Below are 26,617 nucleotides of genomic sequence, written 5' to 3'. Positions count from 1 at the left end.
TCATGCCCAAACTACCCCAGGGATGCAAGGGTCAATTTGAAAAAACTTGCATGATCCGAAGGGATGGGGAGGGCGCGGGAACGACGGTCGTCGGTGTGCTTTATGCAAACCAAGGCGGCGCTCACGCCAGGCGTGGGCAAGCATTTGACAAGCACCGTCACTTTGGTCGCACGGCCTCCCTTTCCAGGTGATTTTCACCTCAAGGCACCCCAAGGCAAGCCGACAATGCCTGTGCGATCCCCCATCACGCGGACATTTGCAGGAAAGGCGGTCAGCATGTCAGCACCCGACCCAGAGACGAACAGACAGATCGGCACGGCCCCCAGACGTCGCCCAGACATGCAACGACTCGTCGCCATGGCGCTTGGGCTCTTCGTTGCGTCCATGGTCCTCCTCGCCTCTCCCCTCTTGGCTCGAGAGGCACAGGGCATGGCATTTCGCAACACGCGCGAGCAGGGGGCCGTCGGAAAGTACGACGCTCGCACCTTCGGCGTCTACCAGAATGTGGACGATTCCGGAAAATGGGGCGTGGCGTACTGCATAGACCAGCACAAGGACGGACCCCTGGCATCCGTAGGCTACGCGGCGTACGGCAAACCTGACCAGGTCCTGAGCTACCTGATGGCCCATGGCTATCCCAATGCGACGACGATATGCGGCAGGGCCTTCTCACCGGGGGAGGCGCGGGCCGTGACCCAGATGGCGATATGGCAGTGCTGTGGCGGTGACGTCGTTTCGGAATGTGCCGACATAGACGGCTGCAGGACCACGGCCCTCCAGTTCCTGGAAGAGGCCCAGGCCTACCAGGGGCCGCCCTTCTCCTGCGGCACCATATGGACCCCTGAGGACGGAAGGTACCAGGACGTGCTCCTGACCACGGAGGCCAACATGGGGTGGCTCAAGGTCGTCAAGTCCTCCGCCGACAGGGAGCTGAGCGACGGTAATCCGTGTTACGCCCTCGACAAGGCATGCTATCAGGTGTTCCGTGATGAGGCCTGCACGGATCTCGCATGCGAGCTGTGGACGGGGACCGATGGGTCCTCCGAGGAGGTCGAGCTCCCCGTAGGTCGCTACTACCTGCGCGAGAGTCACGCACCGCATGGCTATCTGCTGGACGTCACGGTACATGCAGCCTCCGTCGAGCGGATGGAGACCAGACGGGTGGAGCTGTGTGAGGAGCCCGGACGGCTGACTCATCCGTTCGAGATCGAGAAGCATGATGGGGACATCGCCATCAACCCCAGGACCGCCGAGGGCGACGCACTTCTGGAGGATGCCGAGTTCGAGGTCAGGTACTTCGCCGGCAGATACGATGACGTCGCGGGGCTTCCCTATGTCGCGACCAGGACATGGACCATACGTACGAGACGCCTGGACGACGGGCGTGTCGCCGCCGTGCTGGGAGACGAGGGCTGCAAGGTGTCCGGAGCCGACTACTTCCGCGACCCCGTGACGGGGGGCGTGGTATTTCCCCTCGGAACGTACGCGATCAGGGAGTCCAAGGCGCCACAGGGATACTCCCCCTCATCCGCAACCTGCCTTGCCTGGGTCACGACGGACGGAACGACCACGTCCCTCGAGAAGGCCGACGGTTGGGCCACAAGGACGGGTGTGGATGAGGGGGCACTGGCGTTCCTTGACACGGTGAGGCGCGGTGGGCTTGCCATAGAGAAGCTCGACGCGGAGACGAAGGCATCGCGGCCCCTGGGCGCAGCGTCACTTGCTGGCGCGCGGTTCAAGCTGGAGAACGCCTCGGACGGCCCCGTCGTCGTACGGGGCACTCCCTACCCACCAGACGCGACCATAGACTGCCTGGAGCTGGTCACGGACGAGAACGGGCATGCCGAGACCGCAGCGGACGATCTTCCCTATGGCAGCTATCGCGTCACCGAGCTCTCGGCACCGGAAGGATACCTGCTGCCCGAGGGCTTTACGCAGACGATCCACGTGCACGAGGAGGGCGTCCTGGTCAAGGTCCCATTCTCCGACATGGTCAAGCGTGGCGACCTCCATCTGAGGAAGAAGGTCTCCGACGGCGCAGACGCACTTGCGGGAGTTCCCTTCCGCATCACCTCGACCACCACAGGGGAGAGCCACATCGTGGTCACGGACGAGAACGGCGTCCTCGACACGAGGACGAGCCGCATCGCGCACAGCGAGATGACCAACGCGAACGATGGGGCGAAGGGCGACGACTACCGGGTCTGCGGCACGTGGTTTTCGGGTGCCGCACATGACGGGTCGGCGGTGCGCGACGACCTTGGAGCACTCCCCTACGACACGTACCGCCTCGAGGAGCTGCGCTGCAAAACGAACGAGGGCAGGGAGCTCGTCACCCTCGCCGTCACCGTCTCGAGGGACAGCTATGCGATAGACATGGGTACCGTCGATGACAAGAACCTTCCCTCCATTCGGACCTCCGTCACGACCCTCTCCACCGACGGTGGCGTCTGCGCGGCGGGCGAGACGCACGTCACGGACGTCATCGACTTCGCCTACGTCACGCCGCTCACCTCTTACAGCCTGGTGGGAACACTCGTAGACAGGACGACCGGCCAAGCTGTGCTTGACAGCGATGGAAAGCCCGTGAGCTCGCGAAAGGATTTCGTGTCCAAGTCGGAGTATGGGACGGAATCCGTTGAGTTCACGTTCGACTCAACCCTGTGTGGCGATCGCGACGTCGTGGTGTTCGAGCGGCTTCTCAAGGGAGACGTCGAAGTCGCACGTCATGATGACCCGAACGACAAGGCCCAGACGTTCCATGTCCGTCCCTCCATCCAAACGGAGGCGACTGACGCGACAGACGCCGACCACGAGATCCCCTCCTGCTCGGAGTCGGCCATCACCGACAGCGTGCATATGGAAGGCCTCTATGTGGGCGCCAGCTACTCGCTGGTGGGAACCCTCGTTGACGGCGTGTCAGGTGAGGAGCTCAAGGACGAGGGTGGGCAGAGCCTGTCTCAGAGCATGACCTTTACCGCACGCTCGTCCACGGAGAGCCATGTGCTCGAGTTTCGCCTGCCGGCCCATGTCGGGGGGTCCTCGGTCGTGGTGTTCGAGCGGCTCATGCGCAACGGACGGCCCGTGGCTAACCACTGCGACGTCGGTGACCCGAGCCAGACCCTGGTACGCCCCAGCATCCACACCGAGGCAGCCCTCAAGGGGGGAGGGCGTGAGCGTCAGGCAGACGCAAGCGAGACCGTCACGGACAGGGTGTCGTTCGAGGGTCTCCAGGCTAGGCGCGAGTATCGACTGGTGGGGGTTCTCGTCGACCGCGCAGACGGAAGCCCCCTCAAGGCTGACGGCGCCCAGGCCGAGGTCAAGTTCACCCCCCAGGCAGCCGTAGGCACACAGGAGCTGTGCTTCGACGTGTCGGCGGAGGTGGTCGCAGGAAGGAGGCTTGTCGTGTTCGAGAGGCTCTATCAGAGTGACGAACTCGTGGCTACGCATGAGTCCCTCGAGGACGAGGGCCAGTTCGTGTCATTCCCCAAGATAGAGACCATGGCTACGGATGCGCTCGACGGAGACCACCTGATAAGCTCGTGTGACGTCCAGACCGTCTGCGACCTCATGAGCTACGAGGGGCTCGAGCCAGGCGCCGAGTACGTCGCCTCCGGCACGCTACGCGACCGGGACTCGGGCGCGGAGCTCGTCGGCGGCGACGGCACCCCGTTCGGGGCAAGCGTCACGTTCGTCCCCGCGGAACCGTCCGGGAGCGTCGAGGTGAGGATGGACGTCGACGCCACGGCTCTGGCGGGAAAGACGGTAGTCGCCTTCGAGAGGCTCGCGCGGGAGGGACGCGTGGTGGCGGCCCATGAGGACCTTGGCGACGCGGACCAGAGCGTGTTCGTCTCCTCCATCCACACGATCGCCACGGACAGAACGACGGGCGAGCATAGCGTCAGGGCCACCAGGGACGAGATGGTGGTCGATCACGTCAGTTATCACAACCTCGTCCCGGGAAGGGAATACCGTCTGGAAGGTCACCTCGTCGACCGAGGGGACGGCAAGGCCCTGGGAGATGCCAGAGGCGTCTCCTTCGTGCCCGAGGAGGGTTCGGGTGAGGTGATCGTTGAGCTGCCCCTTGATGCGGAGGGGCTCGAAGGCCGCGCGGTCGTCGCCTTCGAGCGCCTCTTTGACGAGTTCGGCCCCGTCGCCGCGCACGAGGACCTGGAAGACGACGATCAGGCGGTCTTCGTGGGCGACGGGCCCAGCGGAGCGCGTCGCATGCCGCAGACGGGCACGATGTCTATCGACTGGATGCGCCTGGCCCTCTGCGCCGCTGCGATCCTAGGTGGAGTCGCCCTCTGGCATCGGGGCAGAAGGTAGGGAAGGGCATGTGGTCGGACAGGCGCGTGAGTTCACGCAGACTCCTTGCGTCCATCCTCGTCGGAGCGGGCCTGGCAATCTCCTTGCCCCAACTCGTCCGAGCCATCGATGACCTCGGGCACCAGAGACGCTATGAAACGCTCGCCGACCGCGTCTCGGGCGCCCGGGGCGACCCAGGTGCGGACGGTGGGGGCGATAGGGACGAGCTGCCCGGAAACGCCGTCGCCTGGCTAAGCCTCAGCGGAACCCCAATCGACTACCCCGTCGCACGGGAGCCCGCTGACGATCCGGGCTACTTCCTCACTCATGACCTGTGGGGTGAGGAGAGCGGGATTGGCTGCCCCTATATGGAGTTCGACAGATCGACCGAAGACGCGGGCATCCTCGTCTTTGGGCATCACTGCTCGGGAACGACGCTCATGTTCTCCCCCATTGCCCACGCCGGGGAGGAGCGAGCATTCGCCGGCCTGTGTGACGAGCGCCTCCGTTGGAAGACCCGGGGCTCGAGGGGCAAGCTGCTCGTGCCCCTCTGTGCCCTCACGGTAGACGGCGAAGGTAACGGCAAGGTTGTCGGCTGCTCCCCGCCAAAGGACACGGGGGAGCTTCAGGCATGGCTCATCCGACTTGCCCGTGACGCGGGAGCCCGTCGGGCGGACTGGGAGGAGCTCATCGGGCGCACGCGATGTGCCGTATCGCTCGTCACCTGCAGCTCTGACGTACCCGGACAGCGCGAAAGGACTATCTTCGTCTGCTGCTGGACAGGAGAAACAGAGTCGTAACTGCACGGCGCTTGAACGCCTCGTGGGCGCGGTCTATGCTTACTCCATCACGCTAAAGTGCATGCATCGCTCTAAGGAGGGGCATCATGATCGAAGCACGTACGCTGGGCCGCAGGCAGTTCATCGAGGCATCCGCTGCCATCCTCTCGACACCCATTCTGCTTGCAACGGCAGGCTGCGGCGCGGCCCCCGCACCCGTCGGCACGAAGGAAGGCGGCCCCTCATCCTTCGACGGCAACTTCGTCGTCGGTTTTGACCAGGACTTCCCACCCTATGGATATGTCGGTGACGACGGACGCTACACCGGCTTCGACCTCGAGCTCGCTCAGGCGGTCTGCGAGAAGGAGGGCTGGACGTACACTCCCAGCCCCATATCTTGGGACGCAAAGGACGGTCTGCTGAACAGCGGGCAGATCACCTGCATCTGGAACGGCTTCACCATCGAGGGTCGCGAGGGCGACTACGCGTTCACCAGCCCCTACATGGAGAACCGCCAGGTCGTGGTCGTGCGCTCCGACTCCGGCATCTCGGGCTTCGCCGGCCTCGCGGGCAAGAACGTGGTCGTGCAGGCGGACTCCGCAGCCTACGACCTCCTGAGCACCGACGGGACGCAGGCCGAGCTTGGCGCCTCGTTCTCCCAGCTTCAGACCATCGGCGAGTACAACACCGCCTTCATGATGCTCGAGAGCGGATCGGTGGATGCCGTGGCCGTCGACTATCCCGTCGCGGTGTACAACATAGGTGACAAGACCGCGACCTTTGCGATCCTCGACGAGGCGCTCAGCTCGGAGCACTTTGGCGTGGGATTTGCCGACACCGACCTTGGCAGGGAACTTGCCAAGAAGGTAGAGGGCGACCTCCAGGCGCTTGACTCTGAGGGCAGGGTCAGAGAGCTCTGCGAGAAGTACGCCGACCAGGGCGTCTCCTACGATCTCTGGGTGCTTCCCAAAGCGCGGTAGCCTCACAACGGAAACGCATCCCAGACATACGTCAGGCGAGAACAAGGCGGTATCACGTGGAACTGTCCACCATGTTCGGCATGCTCGTGCAGGGCTATGTCGTGTCCCTCCAGATATTCCTTCTCACCCTCCTGGGGGCTGTCCCCCTGGGGGTCATCGTGGCGTTAGGTCGCCTGTCGAAGTTCAGGCCGCTCTCGTTCCTCACGGGGCTCTACATCTCTCTCATGCGCGGCACGCCGCTGATGCTCCAGATGTTTGCGGTCTTCTTCATCCCCTACTACGTCTTTGGGCAGCAAACGGGCCCCAGCTACATGTTCGTGGCCGTCATGATCGCCTTCATCGTCAACTACGCGGCATACTTTGCCGAGATCTATCGTTCGGGCATCCAGAGCATGCCGCAGGGACAGTACGAGGCTGCGCAGGTCCTGGGCTACTCGAGGTCCCAGACCTTCTTCGGGATCATCCTGCCACAGGTCTTCAAGCGCATACTGCCAGCCATGGGTAACGAGGTCGTCACGTTGGTCAAGGACACGTCCCTCGCCTTCTCCATCGGCATCGCCGAGATGTTCACCACCAGCAGGGCACTCGTGGCGTCCCAGCGCAACATGGCCCCCTTCGCCCTGGCCGCCCTCATCTACTGGGTCACCTGCCTGCTCATCGAGTTCGCGCTCAGACGCGCCGAGAAGGGGTTGGACTACTACCATGACTAGGACCGCGATGCGAGCCATCCCCCGTCCGGACGTGAGCTTTGCGTCCGCGATGGGCCTTCCCGCCGTCTACCTGCGTGGCGCACGCAAGTCCTTTGATGGCAGGGAGGTGCTGAAGGGCGTCAGCCTCACCATACGGAAAGGTGAGGTCCTCGCGCTCATCGGCCCCTCCGGTGCCGGCAAGTCCACGCTGTTGCGCGGCCTGACGCTCCTCGACACCTATGACGCAGGGGAGCTCGCCTACGGCAGCGTCCGCGTCTGCACCACAGCCGAAGGCACGGGCGCCGAGTACGACCGCACGGCGATGCGAGAGGCGCGCATGCGCTTTGGCATCGTCTTTCAGAGCTACAACCTCTTCCCGCATCGCAGTGTCCTACAAAACGTCATGGACGCCCCGATCGTGGTCCAGAGGAGGGACCGTGGCGAGGTCGAGGACCAGGCCCGCCGGCTGCTCGAGCGCCTAGGGCTCAACGAGCATGCCGAGAAGGTCCCCTGCCAGCTCTCGGGCGGGCAGCAACAGCGCGTCGCCATCGCCCGCGCCCTCTGCATGAGGCCCCAGGTCATCTACTTCGACGAGGCAACGTCCGCCCTCGACCCCAGGCTGACGGCCGACATGCACCTCCTCATCCGCGAACTCGCCGCCGAAGGCATGGCCGTAGGCATCGTCACGCACGAGATGGGCTTCGCGCGCGAGGTGTCCGACCGTGTCGCCTTCCTCTTTGACGGCCAGATCGTCGAGGAAGGCGACGCCGCGCAGGTCCTCGGAAGCCCAACTGACGAACGCACGAGGAGCTTCCTCGCGGATGCGGAGGACTAGCAGCATGGGGTGCCTGCACGGGAGCGCCGGACGAAGGGGCACCAGGCACCACGCCTTTCGCCCCTCCCGTCGTCACAAGCGCGCCGAACGCTCGGCAGGGTAACGTCGAGTCGAGTAAGGTCGACTACGACACGGCTATGGTCGTGCCGCCGACCGTGACCGAGGCCAAATCGGCCGGGTCGATGATCTGGGTGAGGAAGATGTTCTTCTCCACCGATGCCGAGTCAGAACGAGAGGAGTCGAGAGCGCCGCCTCCCATGTCCTTCACCTGGTAGGTAGTGCCATCCTTCATGGTCAGGACTATGGTCCCCAGATCGAGCAGCTGGGACTCGCGCTGCGCCATCGCGTCGGACTCTCGTCCGTCTGGCTCGTCGTCGGGAAGGCTGGCGGGCTCGGCAACGTCATAGTCGAGGGAGACCGCGATCGGTGAGACGGAGAGCCGGCGCACCGTCGCCCTCGCCCCATTGAGATCGAAGTCCTGGCCTGTGGGCAGGGCCTGGGAGACGGGCTCGTAGTCCATCTTGAACTTGAGGTTCCAGCTGCCACTGGCCAGGCTGGTCAGGTCTCCCGTCTCGCCGTCAAAGACACAGAGGCCAGAGAACTCCGCACGGAGCGTCCTGCCCTCAGGAGAGTCGGACCCTCCTGACAGCGACATCTGCTGCACGTACTGAATCGCGTTGTCGGAGGGGTCGGCGTCGTAGAAGTAGCTGCTCCCGTATGCTCCCGTGATGCCGGAGACGTGCGAGTCACCGTCCCTGAACATGAGGGGAAGGTAGCCGTAGCCGTTGGCCTCGAAGTCGCCGAACGAGCCTCCGTCATCCCTGCGGATGCTGTAGACCACGGCATAGTTGTTGCCGTCACAGATGACCGCGTCCGCGCTCATGGTCACGCCATCCGAGCTCGCCACGGCATTGAGCGGCCTGCCGACCTTGTTCACGACCTCGGTCTGGGCAGGCGCCCCCCCGAAGACGTCGTCCAGGAGGTCACTCACGCCCACGAGGCCGCCGCTCGCATACGCGACGCCAAACCCACAGGTCACGCAAAGCGCGGCCGCAACGGCTGCGGCAACGAGGCGCATGCGGTGGCCGCGGCGAAGCGGGACCGCGGAAGGCGCCTGATCGGAGGGGGCGTCACGAGTCGCGCTTGCGAGACGCTCCACCATCCTCACCTTGTCCTCTTCGGAGAACGACAGGTCGTGCATCTGCTTCCTGTAGTCGTCCATGATGTCAGTCATCGCTGTCTCCAATCCTCTCGCGGAGCATGTCGCGGGCTCTGCTCAGGCGCTTGGTTGCCGCGGCCTCGCCAACGTTGACGAGACGGGCGACGTCCCTGATGGGGTAGCCCTCGAAGTAATGCAGGTACACGACCTCCCGATAGGCCTCGGGAAGCGACATGACGGCATCGAGCACCGTCTGACGCTCATGGGCGCCGTCATCGGGAGCGGGCGGCTCGGCGACGTCGTCTAGGCACAGGACCCTTTTGTCCGCTCTCCTCAGCAGGTCCTTGCAGGCGTTCGCCGTGACGCGTATGACCCACGCCCGCTCATGCCCCTCGCCCTCGAACTGCGGCCTTCTCGTGAGCATCTTTAGGAACACCGTCTGGCAGACGTCCTGCGCATCGTACGTGGAGTGCAGGTAGGTGTAGCTCAGGCGCAGGATGAGGTCGGAGTAGGTGCGCACGAACCTCTCCGCCTCCCTGCGCTGGTCGCCTCCATCCCCTCCCCGTCCATCCACTTCCTTCTTGGGCATGTCCCCCTCCTGTCTGGCTCCCCGTCGCGACCGTGATGGATCCATCTGCCTACAACACGATTCTGCACCCCAAAACCTGACAGCAGAAGGCCCCCGGGGACCGTCAGTTCCCCGGGGGCCTCGCGTGGCGAGGCGTCGAAGGGGCGCGATGCGCCCACGTGATGGGAGCGGGCGCCTAGACCAGATGCTCCGCGATCTGGACGGCATTGGTGGCGGCGCCCTTGCGAATCTGGTCCCCGCAGCAGAAGAACGTGAGCGCGTTGGCGCCATCGGGTGCAGAGAGGTCACGGCGGATGCGCCCGACGAGGACCAGGTCCTGGTCCGAGGCGTCCAACGGCATGGGATAGCGCAGCTGCGCCGGGTCGTCGACGAGCTTGACGCCCGGAGCCGCCGAGAGGATCTCGCGCGCCTCATCAGGCGTGATGGGGCGATCGAACTCGCAAGTGATGGACTCGGAGTGCGAGCGCATGATGGGAACTCGCACGCAGGTACAGTTGAAGCGCAGCTCGGGGAGGTGCATGATCTTGCGGCCTTCGTTTTGCATCTTGAGTTCCTCGGACGTGTAGTCGTTGTCCGCGAAGCCACCGATCTGCGGAATGAGGTTGAAGGCCAGTTGGTACGCGAACGGAGCCGTCTCCGTTATCCCCTCGCCCCGCATAATGCAGGCGGACTCGCGCTCGAGCTCCTTGAGGCCGCCCATGCCGGCGCCAGAGGCCGCCTGGTAGGTGGAGACGATCATGCGCCTGAGCCCAGCCACGCGATGCAGCGGCCAGGTGGGCACCAGGCCGATGGTCGTGGCGCAGTTGGGGTTGGAGATGAGGCCCCTCGGGTGGTCCTGGATATCCTCCGCGTTGATCTCGGGGATGACCAGGGGTACGTCCTCGTCCAGTCGGAAGGCGTGGCTGTTGTCGACGCAGACCGCACCTCGGCGCGCGGCCTCGGGCAGCAGCTCCCGTGCCTGGGCGTCCCCGGCGGCACCGAGCACGATGTCCACGCCGTCGAAGGTCTCGGGCCGGGCCTCCCGGACGGGCAGCTCCTCGCCCCCGAACACCACGCTCCTGCCCTGCGAGCGCGCGCTGGCCAGGGGCACGAGCCGCTTCACGGGAAATGACCGCTCCTCAAGGCACTGGAGCATCTGTGTGCCGACGACGCCTGTCGCACCGAGAACCGCCACAACCTTGTCTGCCATGCTCTTCCCCTCTGTCGCACGAGACGGAGCCGTCACGCGGCACGTCACCGTCAGCTCCTGTGACCAGCCCCTAACCCTAGCCCCTGTCCGCCTCGGACAGGATGGCCATCTCGTTCTCCACGAAGCGATCGTAGATGACGTTGATGGCACGCTCGAAGTCGTCGTTGTCGACGCCCATGATGATCGAGATCTCCTGGGAGCTCTGCGTGATCATGCGGATGTTGATGCCCTCCTCGCCCAGGGCGCCGAAGACGCGGCCCGAGGTGCCGGCGCGGCGGCTCATGTTGCGGCCGACGACCGAGATGAGGGCGAGCTTGTCGACGACGTTGATGCTGTCGGGCTTGAGGTCGCGCTGTATGTCGTTAACGATCGAGTAGACGCTGTCCTTGACGTCTGACGCGCTCACGACGACGCCGAAGGAGTCGACGCCCGTGGGGATGTGCTCGACCGAGACTCCGTAGCGCTCGAAGATCCCGAGCGCCCGGCGGATGTAGCCGACCTCGCCGGACATGTGCGCGCGCTGGACGTGGATGGCCGTGAAGTCCTTCCTGCCCGCGATGCCGGTGATGAGGTGTTCGCTCACCCCGTCCTCGGCGGTCTCGCGTATGATGGTGCCGCGCTTCTCCGGCAGGTTGGTGTTCTTGATCTGGATGGGAATGCCGACCTCGCGCACGGGGAAGATGGCCTCCTCCTGCAGGACGGACGCGCCCATGTAGGAGAGCTCGCGCATCTCGTCGAAGGTGATGCGGTGGATGGTGCGGGGGCCCTCCACGATGCGGGGGTCGGCGGAGAGGAAGCCCGATACGTCCGTCCAGTTCTCGTAGAGGTTTGCGTCGAGGCAACGTGCGAGGATGGCCCCCGTGATGTCACCGCCACCACGTTCGAAGAGCTTGATGGTGCCGTCGACGGTCGCCCCGTAGAAGCCTGGCAGGACGAAGCCGCCCAGGCGCTGGGCCGCATCGCGCAGCGCGGTCTGCGTGCGCTCCATGTCAATCGTGCCGTCATGGTGGAAGACGATGACGTCGGCGGCGTCGAGGAAGGGCTTGCCCAGGTACTCCGCCATCAGCTGGGCCGTGAACCACTCGCCACGACTGACGATGTACTCGGGAGAGAGGCTCGCGACGAGCGCGGAGAACTCCTCGAACTTCTCGGAGATGGGGTATTTGAGGCCCAGCTCGCCCGCGAGCGCGACGAAGCGCCCCTCGATGTCCCTGAGCAGGGAGCTGCAGTCGACGTGGTACTGGATGTGCGCATTCACCAGCAGCAGCAGGTCGGTGAGCTTGTTGTCCGTCGGGAAGCGCCTGCCCGAGGCGGACACGACCACGAACCTGCGCTCGGGATCGGACCTGACTATGTCCCTCACCTTGCGAAACTGCCCTGCGTCGGCCACGGACGAGCCGCCGAACTTTGCGACCTTGATCATCTTGGGCTAGCCCTCCTGGGGAAACGCAGCCATGAAGCTGGCCGCATCGGTCTCGAGGGCCTCTCCGAGGAGCGCGCGCGCACGCTGCGCGGAGATGTCCCGCACGAGCACGGCCCCCTCGTCGAAGGGCTCGGAGGCCGCGACGCTCGCCGTGGTCATGAAGAGGTAGTCCGAGCTCAGGAGCGCGGGGTCGTAGGCGAGGTCCCGCGAGAAGTCATAGCTGGGGCGTATGCCCTGCATGTAGTCGAGGACGTCCTGGACGATGGCGTTGCCCGTGGGCAGCATGCCGGCCCCCTGCCCATAGAACTTGAGTGGCCCCACGGTGGTGCCCTCGAGGGTGACCAGGTTGAAGTTGGCCGGGACGTTGGCCTCGAGGGAAGACTTCGGGAGCGCGACGGGCTCCACGGCCACGGCGTAGCGCCCATCGGCCTGCGCGCCGCGTCCCAGCAGCTTGGCCGTACGCCCATGATGGGACAGGAGGTCGAGGCCCGCCTTGGTGAGCGTGCGGATGCCCGTGACGGGGAACTCCCTGGCACAGTCGACGTCGAAGGCGACGCACGCGGCGATGAGCGTCTTGTTGCGCACGTCGATGCCGTCTATGTCGGCGGAGGGGTCGCGCTCGGCATAGCCAAGCTCCTGGGCCCGTCCGAGGATGACGTCAAAGTCCGCCCCCTCGCGCAGCATGGCGTCGACGATGAAGTTGGTCGTGCCGTTCATGATGCCCGAGAAGGACGTGACGTCATCGATGCGACGGGCCTTCTGGATGCTCGCGATCCAGGGAATGCCGCCCGCGCAGGTCGCCTCGATGAAGAGGGCAGCACCCGAGGTGCGCGCCTGCCGCGCGAACTCGCCGAAATGCTCCGCAACGACGGCCTTGTTGGAGGTCACGACGCTCTTGCCGGCGGCAAGTGCGGCCGAGATGAACGTATGTGCCGGCTCCAGGCCACCCATGCACTCGACGACGAGCTCGATCTCGGGATCGCCGACGATGTCATCGTAGCTTGCCGTCATGCGAGGATCGCTCAGACGGTCAGGCAGCTCGAGGATGCGGGTGACGTCCACGCCCTCGACGCGCTCGGTGATGATCTCGTCCACCCCGCGCCCGACGGTTCCATGGCCAAGCAGTGCGATGTTCATGGCGTTCCAATCTTTCCGTTGTGTGTCGTAGGTGCAGGCCGATAGGCTCCGACGTTATGATACTGGCAGACAGGCGACCCAAGGGCCAGGCCAAGGAGTGCATTCCGTGGACACTTTCTATCACAGCACGCGCAATGGCGACGATTCCGTAACAAGCAAGCAAGCTATCCTGGCGGGCATCGCCCCTGACGGAGGGCTCTTCGTGTCCGACGGGCTGGGGGCCGAGAAGATCGATCTCGCCCTGGTCGTGGGACAGGACTATCATGCGACCGCTCGCCTCGTCCTGGGAACGCTCCTGGGCGACTTCAGCGAGGGCGAGGTGGGGGCCTGCGTCGCGGGTGCATACGCCGACAACTTCGACAGCGCGGCGGTGACGCCGCTCTCCCCCCTCGGCGATGACTGGCTGCTCGAGCTTCACCATGGGCCAACCTGCGCCTTCAAGGACATCGCCCTGCAGATGCTGCCGCGCCTCATGTCCGTCGCACGTGAGGGTGACGGACGTGACGTCATGATCGTCACGGCCACCTCGGGAGACACCGGCAAGGCCGCCCTGGCGGGCTTCGCGGGCGTCGAGGGCACGGGCGTCACCGTCTTCTACCCGGAGGGCAAGGTCTCGGACATACAGCGCCTCCAGATGGTCACCCAGCAAGGGGGGAACGTCGCCGTCTGCGCCATCCGCGGCAACTTCGACGACAGTCAGACCGAGGTCAAGCGCATCTTCTCGGATGCGAGCCTCGCAGGGCGCCTGGCCGCCGGGGGCACCGTCCTCTCCAGCGCCAACTCCATCAACGTCGGTCGTCTTGTCCCGCAGGTCACCTACTACTTCGACGCCTACGCGCAGCTCGTGCGTCGCGGTGCCGTCCGCCAGGGTGACGCCGTGGACTTCTACGTCCCCACCGGCAACTTTGGCGACGTCCTCGCCGGCTACTACGCCAGGCGCCTGGGACTGCCCGTCGGGCGGCTCGTCGTCGCCTCCAACACCAACAAGGTCCTCACCGACTTCATCGAGACCGGCACCTACGACCGGCGGCGCGACTTCGTGAAGACCATCTCCCCCTCCATGGACATCCTCGTCTCGTCCAACCTCGAGCGCCTGCTCTACTACCTGTCGGACGGGGACTGCGAGCGCGTCCGCTCCCACATGTCAGACCTGGCCGAGAGGGGCGTCTACTCCATCGACGCAGACATGCACGCACGCCTGCGGGAGACCTTTGGCTGCGGCTTCGCGACCGATGAGGAGACCAAGGGGACGATTCGCTCCAGTTGGGAGGGTGGGCACGTCCTTCTCGACCCGCATACCGCAGTCGCCAAGACCATCCTCGACCGCACGCCCCACGAGGGCAGGCAGCGCGTCTGTCTCTCCACGGCAAGCCCCTACAAGTTCTCTGCTGACGTACTTGCCGCGCTGGGCGGCAAGACCGCAGGCCTTGATGGCTTTGCCTGCATGGACGGGCTCGAGCGCCTGAGCGGCACTGCGGCGCCCGCCCAGCTCTCACGCCTGCGCTATGCCCCCGTCATCCACACGGACGTCTGTGGGCGCGACGAGATGGGCTCGTTCGTGGAGCGCGCCTGCCAGAGGGTCTTCGCATGAGCGGATGTCGCGCCGTCGTGAGGGTGCCGGCGACCTCCGCCAACGTGGGCGTGGGCTACGACTGCCTGGGACTTGCCCTCTCCCTCGAGGCGACGTTCATCTTCGAGGTGGCCGACAGACTGTCGATAGACGGCTGCGAGGAGCGCTTCCGCGGGGAGGACAACCTCGTCTGGACGAGCTACCTCGATGCCTGTCGACGTCTCTACGTGCGGCCCCATCGGCTGCACATCACGATTCACTCACCCATCCCGCTTTCGGGCGGCCTGGGTTCGAGTTCCGCCTGCGTCGTCGCCGGCATCGCCGCAGCCCAGGCGCTCAACGCTAGCGGCTTTGACCCCAAAGGCTCGCTCGAGATCGCCACCCTGCTGGAAGGGCATCCCGACAACGTGGCACCCGCCATCATGGGCGGCCTCGTGAGCTCCTTCTCAGACGGCCGTCACACGCACTCCCTGCGCTTCGAGATCGCAGAGTGCCTCGCCTTCGTCGCCATCGCGCCTCCCTACGAAGTGCGCACCGCCGACGCGCGCAAGGTCATGCCCCAGAGCGTGCCCACCGAGACGGCCGTCTGGCAGATCGGTCACTGCGTGGCTGCGGTGCATGCCCTCACGACTGGGGACGCAGGCCTGCTCGCCGTTTCCTGCCAGGACCGCCTGCACGAGCCCTATCGCTCCCAGCTCATCGCTGACTACGAGCCGCTGCGCAGGACGGCATTGGCAGCTGGTGCGGCAGCCTACCTCATCTCTGGCTCCGGCTCCACCATGCTCGCCGTCTGCGACGGCCGCAAGGCCGCCGAGCGCGTCGCATGCTCCGTCACCAACATGGTGGAGAACAGGGTGGAGGGACTCTGGGTCCGCATTCTGGGGACCCATACGACCGGCACGACCGTGGAGCTGGGGTAGTAGTGGGTCGAGGACCCACCCACCCGATAGTCGGTATCCACATGCGCACGCGTGCGCACCTTGTCTTTTTCCACGAGGTTGTCTGTCAGCAGGAGGTCTGCCATGTGTAACGTGGCGCTCGCGGAAGGTCTGAGTCGGGAGCACGCAGGGCGTGTCTGCCTATGGAGCAACCGACGAGGCGCGGGCTTTCTCGCGCAGTGGGCTGGCATGGAGGTGGCATTCCCCTTGACGGTCGAGACGCTACGGCGCTTCGACAACGTATATTCGATCTTCTCGGCCGATGAGTTCGTCGGCATAATCCAGAAGCTGCATGGGGAGGGCGGCGACGTCCATATCGGTAGGTTCCTTATAGATCCCAGCCGCACGAGGCGGGGCATAGGTGGGTGCGCCCTGTCCGAATTCGTCAGGATGTTATTCGCGAATCCCGGGGTCGGCAGCATTTCGCTCTCCGTATTTGCCGACAACGTCGCGGCGAAGGGCCTCTACGAGAGGCTTGGGTTCAAGGTGTGCGGGGCCATCGACCAGCCGCGGAGGAGATTCCTCATGCGACTCGCGCGCGGCGCCTCCGTTGCCCCCGTCAGCAAACGGCACGCGTGCCTGGAGACCGAACGGCTCCTCTTGCGCCCCTGGCTCGAGTCGGATGCCAAAGACCTCTTCCTCTACGCGAGCGACCCGCTGGTTGGCCCCATGGCAGGCTGGCCAGCCCATACGTGCATCGAGGACAGCCTGGGCGCCATCCGAGGCGTGCTCTCGGCACCCGAGTCCTACGCGGTCGTACCGAAGTCGGCAGGTCACGCGGTCGGCAGCATCGGCCTCAAGACTGATAACGGCGCCAGCATCAAGCTCGCGGGAGACGAATGCGAGCTTGGCTACTGGATCGGCGTACCGTTCTGGGGCCAGGGCCTCATCCCCGAGGCGGTCCGCGAGTTGCAGCGCCATGCATTCGAGGACCTGGGGATGGGCACGATGTGGGTCGGCTACTTCGACGGGAACGAGAAGTCCAGGCGAGTACAGGAGAAGTGCGGCTTCGCCTACCATCACACGGCTCACGACGTTGCCTGCGCGATGCCCGGTGTGCTGCATACCGTGCATTTCTCCAGCATGACGCGCGAGGCGTGGCTATCGAGACACGTTGGCACCCGGACCTGAGGGCGCGCGGCCCAAGTATGGTGACGACGGGGATGCCAGAAAGGGGTGGGGTCTCCCCCACCCCCTGCCCTTCTCGCATGTGGCTCAGTCGCGACGACCCGCCCATTGCGTGGCCGACGGCTGGGTTTACCCGCCGAGGTACGCCTTGCGCACGTCGTCGTCGTGCAGGAGGCTGGCGCCCGTGCCGGTCTTGATGATGCGGCCGACCTCGAGGACGTAGCCGCGGTCCGCGATGGAGAGTGCCATGGAGGCGTTCTGCTCGACCAGAAGGATCGTGGTTCCCTGCTTGTTGAGCTCCTTGATGATGTCGAAGATCTCCTGGACGAGGATGGGGGCGAGGCCCATCGAGGGCTCGTCGAGCATCAGGAGGTCTGGCTTGCTCATGAGGGCGCGCCCCATGGCGAGCATCTGCTGCTCGCCACCGGACATGGTGCCGGCAGACTGGCCGATGCGTTCCCTCAGGCGAGGGAAGTGCTCGTAGATGCCCTTGATCGTCTCGGCGTTCTCGGCATCGGTGCGGGTGTAGCCGCCCATGTCGAGGTTCTCGGCAACGCTCATCTGCGTGAAGACGCGTCGCCCCTCGGGGCAGAGGGCCAAGCCCTTCTCGACGATCCGGTGGGGCCTGATGCCCACCAGGCTGTCGCCCTTGAAGTCGATGTCGCCACGCTCGGGCTTGATGAGTCCCGCGATGGTGTTGAGCGTCGATGACTTCCCCGCCCCGTTGGCGCCGATCAGCGTGACGATCTCGCCCTCGTTGATCTCGAAGTCGATGCCCTTGACGGCCTTGATGGCACCGTAGGAGACGTACAGGTCCTTGACGGCGAGCAGTGCCATTTAGTCCACCTCCCGCTTGCCCAGGTAGGCCTCGATGACCCTGGGGTCGTTCTGGATCTCGTCGGGAGTGCCCTTGGCGATGATCCTGCCGTAGTCGAGGACGCCGACGACCTCGCAGACGCCCATGACCAGGCTCATGTCGTGCTCGATGAGCAGGATGGCGATCTGGAACTCGTCGCGGATCCTCTGGATGTTCTCCATCAGCTCCTCGGTCTCCGCGGGGTTCATGCCGGCGGCAGGCTCGTCGAGCAGCAACACCTTGGGATGCGTGCCCAGGGCGCGCAGGATCTCGAGGCGGCGCTGGGCTCCATACGGGAGGTTGCCGGCCTGGGTCTTGGCATACCTCTGCATGTCGAAGATGCCGAGAAGGTCCATGGCCTGATCGTGGAACTCCGCCTCCTGGCGCCAGTGCTTGGGAAGGCGCAGCAGGTCGGTCACGAGGCTTGTGGACATGGAGTTGCCGAGCCCGACGAGTATGTTCTCCTCGACCGTCATCTGGTTGAAGAGGCGGATGTTTTGGAAGGTGCGGGCGATGCCCATCTTGTTGACCTGCACCATGCTGAGGCCCGCCGTGTCGTAGCCGTCGATCAGGACGGTGCCACGCGTGGGTGCGTAGACGTTGGTCAGCAGGTTGAAGATGGTGGTCTTGCCGGCGCCGTTGGGCCCGATGAGGCCCGAGATCTCCGTGCGGCCCATGGCGATGTTGAAGTCGTCGACGGCAGTCAGGCCGCCGAAGTCGATGCCAAGGTGCTCGGCCTGCAGGACGGGGATGGAGCCCAGATCGCGCTCGGGGATGAGGTTGGGCGTCTCCATCTGGACGAGGACGGAGCGCTTCCTCTTGCTCTTGCCGTTAGGCATCGACGTCCACCTCCTCCGCAGACTCCCTCTTCCAGGGGAGCGAGCCGTTCATGAGCTTCTCCACGACGCCGGTGAGGGAGAAGTCGTAGGTGCCCATGAAGCCCTGCGGGCGGAAGATCATGACGATGATCAGGACGACGGCATAGACGACCATGCGGTAGTCCGCGAAGGCGCGCAGGGCCTCCGGCAGGACGGTTAGGACGGTCGCCGAGACGACGGAGCCAAGCATGGAACCCATGCCACCAAGAACGACCATGACCAGGACCTCGATGGACTTCATGAAGCCGAACTTCGCGGGCGCCATGACGCCTATGCAACCGGCATAGAGGCCGCCCGCGATGCCGGCGAAGAACGCCGAGACGACGAAGGCGAGGGTCTTGTAGTAGGTGGTGTGGACACCCGATGCCTCGGCCGCGATCTCGTTGTCGCGGATGGCCAGGATGGCGCGGCCGTGGCGCGACTTCATCATCGTGTGGATGAGGAAGAGCGATATGGCGACGATCACGAAGGTGTTGACGAAGCTGGTGTAGGACGGGATGCCCGTGAGACCCTTGGCGCCACCCGTGAGGTCGAAGCCCAGGACGCCGTCGATGTTGAGCATGATCACACGAATGATCTCGGCAAAGCCCAGGGTGATGATGGCAAGGTAATCGCCCTTGAGGCGCAGGGCCGGTATGCCGATGATGACGCCGCAGATGGCTGCGCAGACGCCACCGAAGGCGAGGCCACAGACAAAGAGCGCCATGGCGGCCGGGGCCCCCGTGACGAAGTCGCGGGCGCCCACGCCCATGACGTCGCTCATGCGCATGATGAAGATGGCGCAGGAGTAGCCGCCGACGGACATGAAGCCCGCGTGACCCAGCGGCAGCTGTCCGAGGTAGCCAGTTGCGATGTTGAGAGAGACGGCCATGATGACGTAGATGCCGACCTGCTCGAGCACGGAAGTCTGGTAGCGCGTTATGGCGCCGCCGTCGATCATGAGCTCGCCGATGGCGATGAAGGCTGCGACAAGCACGGCGTTGATGACGTAGCGAACCGGGGTCGAGAGCGTCTTTCTCCTCCCGCCGCCGACGGAGCCGCCGAGCGAGATGATGGGCTTCTTCTCGAAAGCGGTCTTCTCTTCCATGGTATCGCCTCCTTACACTTTCTCGTTCATGGTGCGGCCGAGGATGCCCGTGGGCTTGACGATCAGCACGATGATCAGGAGCAGGAACACGACGGCGTCCTTCCAGACGGACAGGCCGATGGCCGAGACGAGCACCTCGGCGAAGCCGACGAGCAGGCCGCCGATGACGGCACCGGGGATGGAGCCGATGCCGCCCAAGACGGCCGCGACGAAGGCCTTGGTGCCGAGCATGATGCCCATGGTCGGCGTGGCCTGGGTGTAGGCCATCGAGTAGAGCACGGCGCCGATGCCGGCGAGCGCCGAGCCCACCGCAAAGGTGAACGAGATCGTCGTGTTCACGTTGATGCCCATGAGGCGGGCGGCACCCATGTCCTCGGACACGGCACGCATGGCCTTGCCAAGCTTGGTCCTCTGGACCAGGAAGGTCAGGATGGCCGTGGAGACGACGGTGACCACGATGGTCAGCAAGGCGATCGGCGAGAGCTGAAGGTCCGCGAAGGTGATCGGCGTGGCGTCAAAGTATGACGGGACGACCTTGGCGTCGGCGCCGAAGACGAGCTGGGCGCCGTTCTCCAGGAAGTAGGAGACACCGATCGCGGTGATCAGGATCGAAAGGCGCGGGGCGTTGCGCAGGGGCGCATAGGCGACCTTGTCGATGAGGACGCCGAGGAGGGTGCAGCCAGCAACGGAAAGGATGACCGCAAGGATGGGGTTGAGGCCCAGCTGGGCCATCACGATCCAGGAGATGTACGCGCCCACCATGATGATGTCGCCATGGGCGAAGTTCAGCAACAGGATGATGCCGTACACCATCGTGTAGCCCAGGGCGACGAGCGCGTAAATGCTGCCCAGCTGGAGGCCGTTCAGCACCTGCGTCAAAAACGTCACGGCAAACACTTCCTCTCTTCAGCTCTCCGCCGCAGGCCACAGGCCTGCGGCGCGTACACGAATGCGAGCGGGCGCCGGCCTCCACGACGGACGGCGGGCGGGCGGCGCCAGGCCGGTTCCACAGGCGAGGCGCCGGGAGCGACCGCTCCCGGCGCCTCGTGGGACGATGCCTGGAGGGTCTGCTACGCCTCGATGGTGTCGAAGACCTTCTGAGCGCCGTCCTTGAAGGTGATTACGAGCGTGGGCTTTACCGGGTCGCCCGTGCCATCGTACTTGATGGTGCCCGTGACGCCTTCGACGGAGCCCTTTGCGATGCCGTCGATGATGGCCTGCCTGCCGTCATCGCTCGAGAGGTCGGCACCACCCTCGACGGCAGTCTTGATGCCGTTCATCATGACCATGGCCGCATCGTAGCCCAAGGCGCAGAAGTTGGTCGGACTCTCGCCGTACTCGTCCTTGTAGGCCTTGACGAACTTCTGGACCCCCTCGTCATCATTCTCGAGGATGAAGGAGCAGTCATAGTAGCAGCCCTCGAGGTCTGTGGCCGAGGCATACTCCTCGTCGCCGCCGAGGATGTTGGACCAGCCATCCGCACCCAGGAAGACGCCCTTGTAGCCGAGCTGGCGGGCCTGGGTGACGATCTTGCCGTCATCCTGGTAGTAGTTGGGGGCGAGCACGGCATCGGGGTTGCCGGCAATGATGGTGGTGAGCTGGGCATTGAAGTCGACGTCGCCGGCAGCGTAGCCCTGAGGGTCGAGGACGGTGATGCCCTTGGCCTTCGCCTCCTCGACGAAGGCGTCCTTGACGCCGACCTCGTAGTCGCCACCGGAGTTGAAGATGACGCCCACGGTCTTGTAACCCTGGGTGGCGGCGAAGTCGGCCATGAGCTTGCCCTGGTAGGGATCGGTGACGCAGGCGCGGAAGGCATTGGGTCCGTAGGAGATGAAGTCTGCCGCAGTCGTGGAGGCGGAGACCAACGGCATGTTGTCCTTCACCGACGCCTGGGCAACGGCGATGGAGGGCGTGGAAGTCACGTCGCCGATGATGGCCACGACGCCATCCTCAGCCATCTTGTTGTAGACGTTGACGGCCTCGGTGGCGTCGCCCTTCTCGTCCTGGGTGTTGAGCTCGACGTTCCTGCCACCGATGCCGCCCGCCTCGTTGAGTTCCTTGACGTAGAGCTCCGCGCCATGGCGCACGGCCAGGCCATACTGCGCGACGTCACCGGAGTACGGCCCCATGAGGCCGACCTTGATGGAGTCGCTGTTGGATGACGACGAGGAAGAGCCACCGCACGCGGTAATGATGGAGGCGCCACCCAGTCCGGCGGCAGTGATGCCGCTCAGCTTGACAAAGTCGCGCCTGCTGATTGCGTTAGCCATGTCCACCCTCCTTGGGATCAGTCGATGGCAACCGCTCGCCGGTTGCTTGTTGACATACTTTAGGAGCGCGTCCAACGAAAATGGCACGGTGGGTGCCAGGCTTATCAATCCTGTAACATCGCATACAGAATGGAAATAATTCCAATCAAAAAGAGCGTCGTCCCGTCGGCCCCGAGACGGGCGCGGTGGCGCGCGTTCGAACTCCATCGCGGCGACGTCGCGCACGCCCAAGCCCTCGAACAGCTATGCCTCCCTCGCTGTGGGCACGGCCATATGCCTAGGCCTGTAATCGCCGCTACGAACGGTCCGATGGCGCGCGGTGGCACGGAGGTCCTGGCTTCCGCCCCGCAAGACGCGCAGGTACTCACGCGACTGACGCCGCACGGCCTGGGAGGAGTTGCGTGAGAACTCCTCGCCGATGAGATAGTCGACATAGGACTCCGTGTCGACGACCTCCGGATGGCCCGCTGGGGTCCTGAACGGGATGAAGCGCGTGGGAGACTCGAGGCCCTCGGGCTCATCGATGGAATCGACCCCGCCAACCGTGTCGTGGAAGACGGGGGAGGACTGCATCTGGTCGATCCTCTCCCCCATTGCCGCGAGCGCGGCATCCCACATGTCGTCGTGATCCAGCTCGGCCGACGTACGGCGCGCAGGGTACTTTCCTTGGTCGACCTCGGCGACACGACGCGCGATGACGGCGGCATGGGACGGCTGTGGGCGCACGGCCTCGCGAGGCCGTGGCGCGACGTCTGCACCGGGGCGGGCCTGGGACCGAGAGGTCTGGGGCTGAGGGGAGACGTCACCCATCCACGAGGGCACTGCCAGCTCGCCGGCAAGGTCGGTCCTGTCGCCAACGTGACGGACCGAGCCGCCCACACGTGCCTCCCACCAACCGGTTCCGACGTCACCTACGCTGCCGTCGGCACGCTCGATGACGGGGAGGTCATCGAAGCGGCTAGCCCCAAGGCGCTCGGACAGCACGTCGGCAACACCACGCGCCCGCGATGCCATGCGCTCGCGGAAGGTCTCGCGGCGCACGTAGTTCTCGGCGACGTCCTCGTAGTCGGTCGCTATGTGACCGGCGGCCACATGGTCATGACGGACTCCGGGATCGCGGGAGAGCCGCGAGGTATCATCGGCCGCGCCTTGCGATGTGGCCGTAACGCAGCTCGCAGTTCCCTGACGCATGAGGGAGGATGTGGCCTGCAGGGTGCCGCCCTCAAGATCGCGCAGCTCTCGGACGCGCGAGGCATGGATGGCAAGGGCGCAGGCGACGCCCGTCACGATCGACCCCGTGGCGCAGCCTATGACGAACTGTGCGAAGGGGCTGCCGATCAGGCCCATGTCGGGAGAGATGGCGAGGGCGACCTTAGGTGCGGCAAACGTCACCACACCCAGAAGCCCTGCCACCACGGCCGGGTTCCTCTTCTCCCGAATCATCGCGACCCACCTCCCGTTGTACCCGACGCACATCGCGCGATACGGGAGGAGTGGTGACATCAGCTGCGCATAGACGCCAGGAAGCCATGGCACCTGGCTGCGACAACGGCTTGCTTCGTCTCATCTTCATGTACCGTCGCTATATGCGTCCGAGACAGAAATCCTCAGACTGCTTTGATGTTAGCTCGATTCGTCCCGATTGCAAGCCTGTCCGGCAAAAATATCTGCCGGGCAGGCCCGTCCGCGGCGAGGGAATCGCGATCCTGGCGACCAGGGACGCCTAGCCTTGGAAATAGTCGCTCTGCTGTGCCTTCTTGGCGGAGCGGATGAGGAACTCCTCGTTGTCCTTGGTGCCCCTGAGGCCCTTCACCAGGGCCGAAGCGGCGCGCTCGGTGTTGTTCATGTTGGCGAGCACGCGGCGAATCCCCCAGACGAACGGCTGGAGCCCCGTGTCGAGCAGCAGGTCCTCGTTGCGCGTACCCGAGGCGACGGGATCGATGGCCGGGAAGATGCGCCTGTCCGCCAAGTCGCGATCGAGCTTGAGCTCCATGTTACCGGTACCCTTGAACTCCTCGAAGATGACCTCGTCCATCTTGGACCCCGTATCGACGAGGGCGGAGGCGAGGATGGTGAGCGACCCGCCGCCCTCGATGTTGCGGGCGGCACCCAGGAACTTCTTGGGTGGGTACAATGCGGCGGAGTCGACGCCGCCCGACAGGATGCGCCCGCTCGCGGGCGCGGCGAGGTTGTAGGCACGCGCCAAACGTGTGATGGAGTCAAGGACCACGACGACGTCCTCGCCCAGCTCGACCAAGCGCTTGGCGCGCTCGATCACAAGCTCCGCGACGGCCGTGTGGTTGGAGGCAGGCATGTCGAACGTGGAGGCCACGACCTCGCCCCTGATGGAGCGCTCCATGTCGGTGACCTCCTCGGGACGCTCGTCCACCAAAAGGCAGAAGAGGTGCACCTCAGGATTGTTGGCCGTTATCGACTGGCAGATGTGCTTGAGGACCGTCGTCTTGCCAGCCTTGGGGGGACTCACGATGAGGCCGCGCTGACCCTTGCCAATGGGCGCGACGAGGTCGATGGCACGACCGGTAACCGACTCCTTGCCATGCTCCATGACGAGACGCTCGTTGGGATAGATGGGCGTGAGGTCGCGGAAGCGGGGGCGAGACCGCATCTTCTCGGGCTCGGCGCCATTGATTGCCTCGACCTTGTGCAAGGGCGGGAACTTGCTGTTGCCGTTGCGGGCCGGTGCGACGGAGCCGGCCACCTTGTCGCCGGCACGCAGGCCGTACTGGCGAATGAGCTGTTGGTGCACGAAGGCGTCGTCCTCGCCCACCATGTAGTTACCAGTGCGGAGGAAGCCGTAACCCTCGTTTTGGATCTCGAGCACGCCCTCGACGGACCTGAACCCCTCGGCGCGCGCCGCAGCCTGGTAGATGGCCTCGGCAAGGGCCTTCTTGCGGACACCGACGTAGTCCACGTGGAGCTCCTGCGCCTTGACGCGCAGCTCGGCAACCTTCATCTCGGCAAGTGCGTCACGGGTGAGGGAGGGCTCGAGATTCGCGTCGTTCTGGCCGCGACGCCCGCGGCGCTTCTGGTTGCGGCCCGGGCGATTGCTGCCGTAGCCACCATAGCCGTTCCCGCCACGACCATCGGCTGCCTCGCCGTTCTGGCTGTGGGCGCGCTCGCGCCGACGCCGATGGCGAGGGGTCGCCTCGTCATCGTGCTGGTCTGCGCTGCGCTGATCCGCGCCGCGCGAAGCCGGGACGCCCTGGCCTCCCACATGCTGGTCGCCCAGACGTTCGGCTGCGGCATCGGCCTCGGCCAGCGTCGCGGCGGGAGCGGCAAGGACAGTCGCCGTGGATGGGGTCACCCCCTGAGACGGCCTGGCCGCCTCACCCGCATCGGCCTGCAGCTGTTCGCTCTTGCGAGGGCGGCCGCGGCGGCGCTTGGGCTTGGCGGCCTCCTCGGACGGCGACTGCTGTCCCGCCTGTCCGTCTTTGCTGGCGGCGGGAATCTCGCGCGGGGGCGTCATGGGCGCCTCGGGCAAGGGCGAGGTGGGGATCGCTGGGGTCGCCTCGGGCTGAGCCGCACCCGACACGACCTGTTCCTCGACCGCGGCGGCCGACTTCGCGCGCCTGCGGCGGGGCTTAGGCTTCTCGGCAACCTCGCCCGACGCGAGGGGAGGCTCGGGCGAGAGGGGCGCGGCCGCTTCCTCCTGGGCCTTCTTCCTGGCGGTACGACGCCGACGCTTGGGTGCCTCCGCCTCCCCTGTTGGGAGCGCCATGGCCTCTTGGGCGGGATCTGCGGTATCCTTCGTCATTCAGACTGCCTTTCTCAAGCGAATGACACACGGCGCTTGCGCCGCATATGACCTGTTGGAGATGACGGCCAGCCGAAACGCCTTCCCACACGCTCAAAAGACGCGGAAGGAGAAGGACATGCCCGTAGTGTGTTGAGAGTGGCCGTCTGCCAAAAGGCAACCGCTCGCGGTACCTTGGCTGCTGTAACTATAGCAGGCATGACGCATGATGACGACGGGAAAATAAAAATGGCTCGCAATCGACCAGGAGGACCGGCGGAATCTGCGAAGGGCCACCGGCCCCTAACGCTATGAACGCGGACGGCGGCGCACGATGGTCTTCGCGATCTGGCTCACAAGCCTCCTTGCGGCATCCTGTCCGCCGTCTGTCAGCGTCACGTTCGTGACATGGGTGCCTGCGGGGGAGATGGCCTCGGTCCTCTCGACGAGGCCCTCCTCCTCGAGCGCCGCCACGGACATGGAGACCGTGGGTTGGAGAAGCCCCAGCGTAGTGACGATCTCGGAGATGGATGTGGGCTCCCCCTTGAAGCTGTAGAGCCCCAGCAGCGTCAGGTCGCCGGCCATGTAGCTGATTGCCCCCATTGCGTCGACGTAGCGCTGAACGCGCTCGGGAGACGTGCGGCCGAGGGGCTGCGTCGAGGAGATCCTGTCACAGGTCATGGTGCACAGCCTTGCCGCATAGTCATGACCGCCATCGGTTATGGCGCACACGACGTTGCGCCTGTCGGCGCTGCCCTTCTGGCGCTCGATGAGGCCGAGGGACGCCAGATGCTTGGTCCTGTGTGTGGTCGTCGGGCGCAAGGAGCCCTGATAGTCGGCGATCTCTGAGGTCCTCAGGCAGCTCTGGGACAGATCCAACCTACAGAGAATCGCAAACTCGGCAAACGTCAGCCTTTCCGGAGAGTCCATCGACTTCCTGACCAGGTTGTAGGCTCGACGTATCGACAGGTACTCGCGAAGCTCCATAGCGCTCACCCACCCCTCAAAAAAATGCCCCACCATGGGGATGGTGGGGCGCACGCATACA

Annotated in this window: 21 protein-coding genes; 8 read left to right on the top strand and 13 right to left on the bottom strand. The window is 65.1% G+C overall.

All coding sequences use genetic code 11. From position 1 onward, the window contains the following. Window positions 1-276 precede the first annotated feature (276 nt). From OLSU_RS03820 to OLSU_RS03800, 5 genes are all read left to right on the top strand, one after another. Window positions 277-4,329: a VaFE repeat-containing surface-anchored protein gene (locus OLSU_RS03820; protein ID WP_013251636.1), complete on the top strand. Its 4,053-nt coding sequence runs from the start codon at window positions 277-279 to the stop codon at window positions 4,327-4,329. 26 nt (window positions 4,330-4,355) lie between these two features. Continuing rightward, window positions 4,356-5,108: a class B sortase gene (locus tag OLSU_RS09085; RefSeq protein ID WP_148219052.1), complete on the top strand. Its 753-nt coding sequence runs from the start codon at window positions 4,356-4,358 to the stop codon at window positions 5,106-5,108. Window positions 5,109-5,194: 86 nt separating this feature from the next. Beyond that, entirely contained in the window at window positions 5,195-6,067 is an 873-nt protein-coding gene (locus tag OLSU_RS03810) for a transporter substrate-binding domain-containing protein (protein ID WP_013251634.1), read from the top strand. A gap of 56 nt (window positions 6,068-6,123) precedes the next feature. Then, window positions 6,124-6,777, top strand: coding sequence for an amino acid ABC transporter permease (locus OLSU_RS03805; protein ID WP_013251633.1), 654 nt, complete (start codon window positions 6,124-6,126; stop codon window positions 6,775-6,777). After that, entirely contained in the window at window positions 6,770-7,591 is an 822-nt protein-coding gene (locus OLSU_RS03800) for an amino acid ABC transporter ATP-binding protein (protein ID WP_236697194.1), read from the top strand. The genes OLSU_RS03805 and OLSU_RS03800 overlap by 8 nt, the downstream gene beginning before the upstream one ends. A 124-nt stretch (window positions 7,592-7,715) precedes the next feature. Here the strand turns inward: OLSU_RS03800 and OLSU_RS03795 are convergent, their stop codons facing one another. The 5 genes from OLSU_RS03795 to OLSU_RS03775 all read right to left on the bottom strand — a co-directional run bounded on the left by OLSU_RS03795 (window position 7,716) and on the right by OLSU_RS03775 (window position 13,088). Continuing rightward, window positions 7,716-8,825 carry a DUF4179 domain-containing protein gene (locus OLSU_RS03795; RefSeq protein ID WP_013251631.1) on the bottom strand — a complete coding sequence of 370 codons (1,110 nt, stop codon included), beginning with the start codon at window positions 8,823-8,825 and terminating at the stop codon, window positions 7,716-7,718. Then, window positions 8,818-9,339 (bottom strand): RNA polymerase sigma factor, encoded by a 522-nt coding sequence (locus tag OLSU_RS03790; protein ID WP_013251630.1) that lies wholly within the window; start codon window positions 9,337-9,339, stop codon window positions 8,818-8,820. Before OLSU_RS03790 ends, OLSU_RS03795 begins: the two co-directional genes overlap by 8 nt. 175 nt (window positions 9,340-9,514) lie before the next feature. After that, window positions 9,515-10,528, bottom strand: a complete 1,014-nt coding sequence (locus OLSU_RS03785) for an aspartate-semialdehyde dehydrogenase (protein WP_013251629.1) — start codon at window positions 10,526-10,528, stop codon at window positions 9,515-9,517. Between the two features lie 76 nt (window positions 10,529-10,604). After that, window positions 10,605-11,951, bottom strand: coding sequence for an aspartate kinase (locus tag OLSU_RS03780; RefSeq protein ID WP_013251628.1), 1,347 nt, complete (start codon window positions 11,949-11,951; stop codon window positions 10,605-10,607). Window positions 11,952-11,957: 6 nt separating this feature from the next. Continuing rightward, window positions 11,958-13,088, bottom strand: a complete 1,131-nt coding sequence (locus OLSU_RS03775) for a homoserine dehydrogenase (protein ID WP_013251627.1) — start codon at window positions 13,086-13,088, stop codon at window positions 11,958-11,960. A gap of 106 nt (window positions 13,089-13,194) precedes the next feature. On the opposite strand from OLSU_RS03775, the gene thrC reads away from it, so the two are divergent. From thrC to OLSU_RS09345, 3 genes are all read left to right on the top strand, one after another. Beyond that, entirely contained in the window at window positions 13,195-14,679 is a 1,485-nt protein-coding gene (thrC, locus tag OLSU_RS03770) for a threonine synthase (RefSeq protein ID WP_013251626.1), read from the top strand. Continuing rightward, window positions 14,676-15,578 carry a homoserine kinase gene (gene thrB, locus OLSU_RS03765; protein ID WP_013251625.1) on the top strand — a complete coding sequence of 301 codons (903 nt, stop codon included), beginning with the start codon at window positions 14,676-14,678 and terminating at the stop codon, window positions 15,576-15,578. Before thrC ends, thrB begins: the two co-directional genes overlap by 4 nt. A 225-nt stretch (window positions 15,579-15,803) precedes the next feature. After that, window positions 15,804-16,727 carry a GNAT family N-acetyltransferase gene (locus OLSU_RS09345; RefSeq protein ID WP_162260684.1) on the top strand — a complete coding sequence of 308 codons (924 nt, stop codon included), beginning with the start codon at window positions 15,804-15,806 and terminating at the stop codon, window positions 16,725-16,727. Between the two features lie 126 nt (window positions 16,728-16,853). Here the strand turns inward: OLSU_RS09345 and OLSU_RS03755 are convergent, their stop codons facing one another. The 8 genes from OLSU_RS03755 to OLSU_RS03720 form a co-directional block, all read right to left on the bottom strand. Beyond that, the gene (locus tag OLSU_RS03755) at window positions 16,854-17,561 is read right to left on the bottom strand and encodes an ABC transporter ATP-binding protein (RefSeq protein WP_013251623.1); all 708 of its coding nucleotides are present in this window, start codon (window positions 17,559-17,561) and stop codon (window positions 16,854-16,856) included. Next, on the bottom strand, window positions 17,562-18,419 hold the full coding sequence (locus tag OLSU_RS03750) for an ABC transporter ATP-binding protein (RefSeq protein ID WP_013251622.1): 858 nt from the start codon (window positions 18,417-18,419) through the stop codon (window positions 17,562-17,564). Further along, window positions 18,412-19,545, bottom strand: a complete 1,134-nt coding sequence (locus OLSU_RS03745; RefSeq protein ID WP_013251621.1) for a branched-chain amino acid ABC transporter permease — start codon at window positions 19,543-19,545, stop codon at window positions 18,412-18,414. The genes OLSU_RS03750 and OLSU_RS03745 overlap by 8 nt, the downstream gene beginning before the upstream one ends. 12 nt (window positions 19,546-19,557) lie before the next feature. Continuing rightward, window positions 19,558-20,433, bottom strand: coding sequence for a branched-chain amino acid ABC transporter permease (locus OLSU_RS03740; RefSeq protein WP_013251620.1), 876 nt, complete (start codon window positions 20,431-20,433; stop codon window positions 19,558-19,560). 182 nt (window positions 20,434-20,615) lie between these two features. After that, entirely contained in the window at window positions 20,616-21,815 is a 1,200-nt protein-coding gene (locus OLSU_RS03735; protein ID WP_013251619.1) for an ABC transporter substrate-binding protein, read from the bottom strand. Window positions 21,816-22,058: 243 nt separating this feature from the next. Beyond that, window positions 22,059-23,258 (bottom strand): hypothetical protein, encoded by a 1,200-nt coding sequence (locus OLSU_RS03730; RefSeq protein WP_013251618.1) that lies wholly within the window; start codon window positions 23,256-23,258, stop codon window positions 22,059-22,061. A gap of 280 nt (window positions 23,259-23,538) precedes the next feature. Next, entirely contained in the window at window positions 23,539-25,590 is a 2,052-nt protein-coding gene (gene rho, locus OLSU_RS09340; protein ID WP_013251616.1) for a transcription termination factor Rho, read from the bottom strand. Between the two features lie 288 nt (window positions 25,591-25,878). Continuing rightward, window positions 25,879-26,556 (bottom strand): MarR family transcriptional regulator, encoded by a 678-nt coding sequence (locus OLSU_RS03720; protein ID WP_013251615.1) that lies wholly within the window; start codon window positions 26,554-26,556, stop codon window positions 25,879-25,881. Between the last annotated feature and the right edge of the window lie 61 nt (window positions 26,557-26,617).

It is taken from the genome of Olsenella uli DSM 7084 (genome assembly GCF_000143845.1).
Taxonomy (GTDB): Bacteria; Actinomycetota; Coriobacteriia; order Coriobacteriales; family Atopobiaceae; genus Olsenella; species Olsenella uli.
Note: the sequence above shows the minus strand (reverse complement) of the source record. Positions and strands in the feature narration are given on the sequence as shown.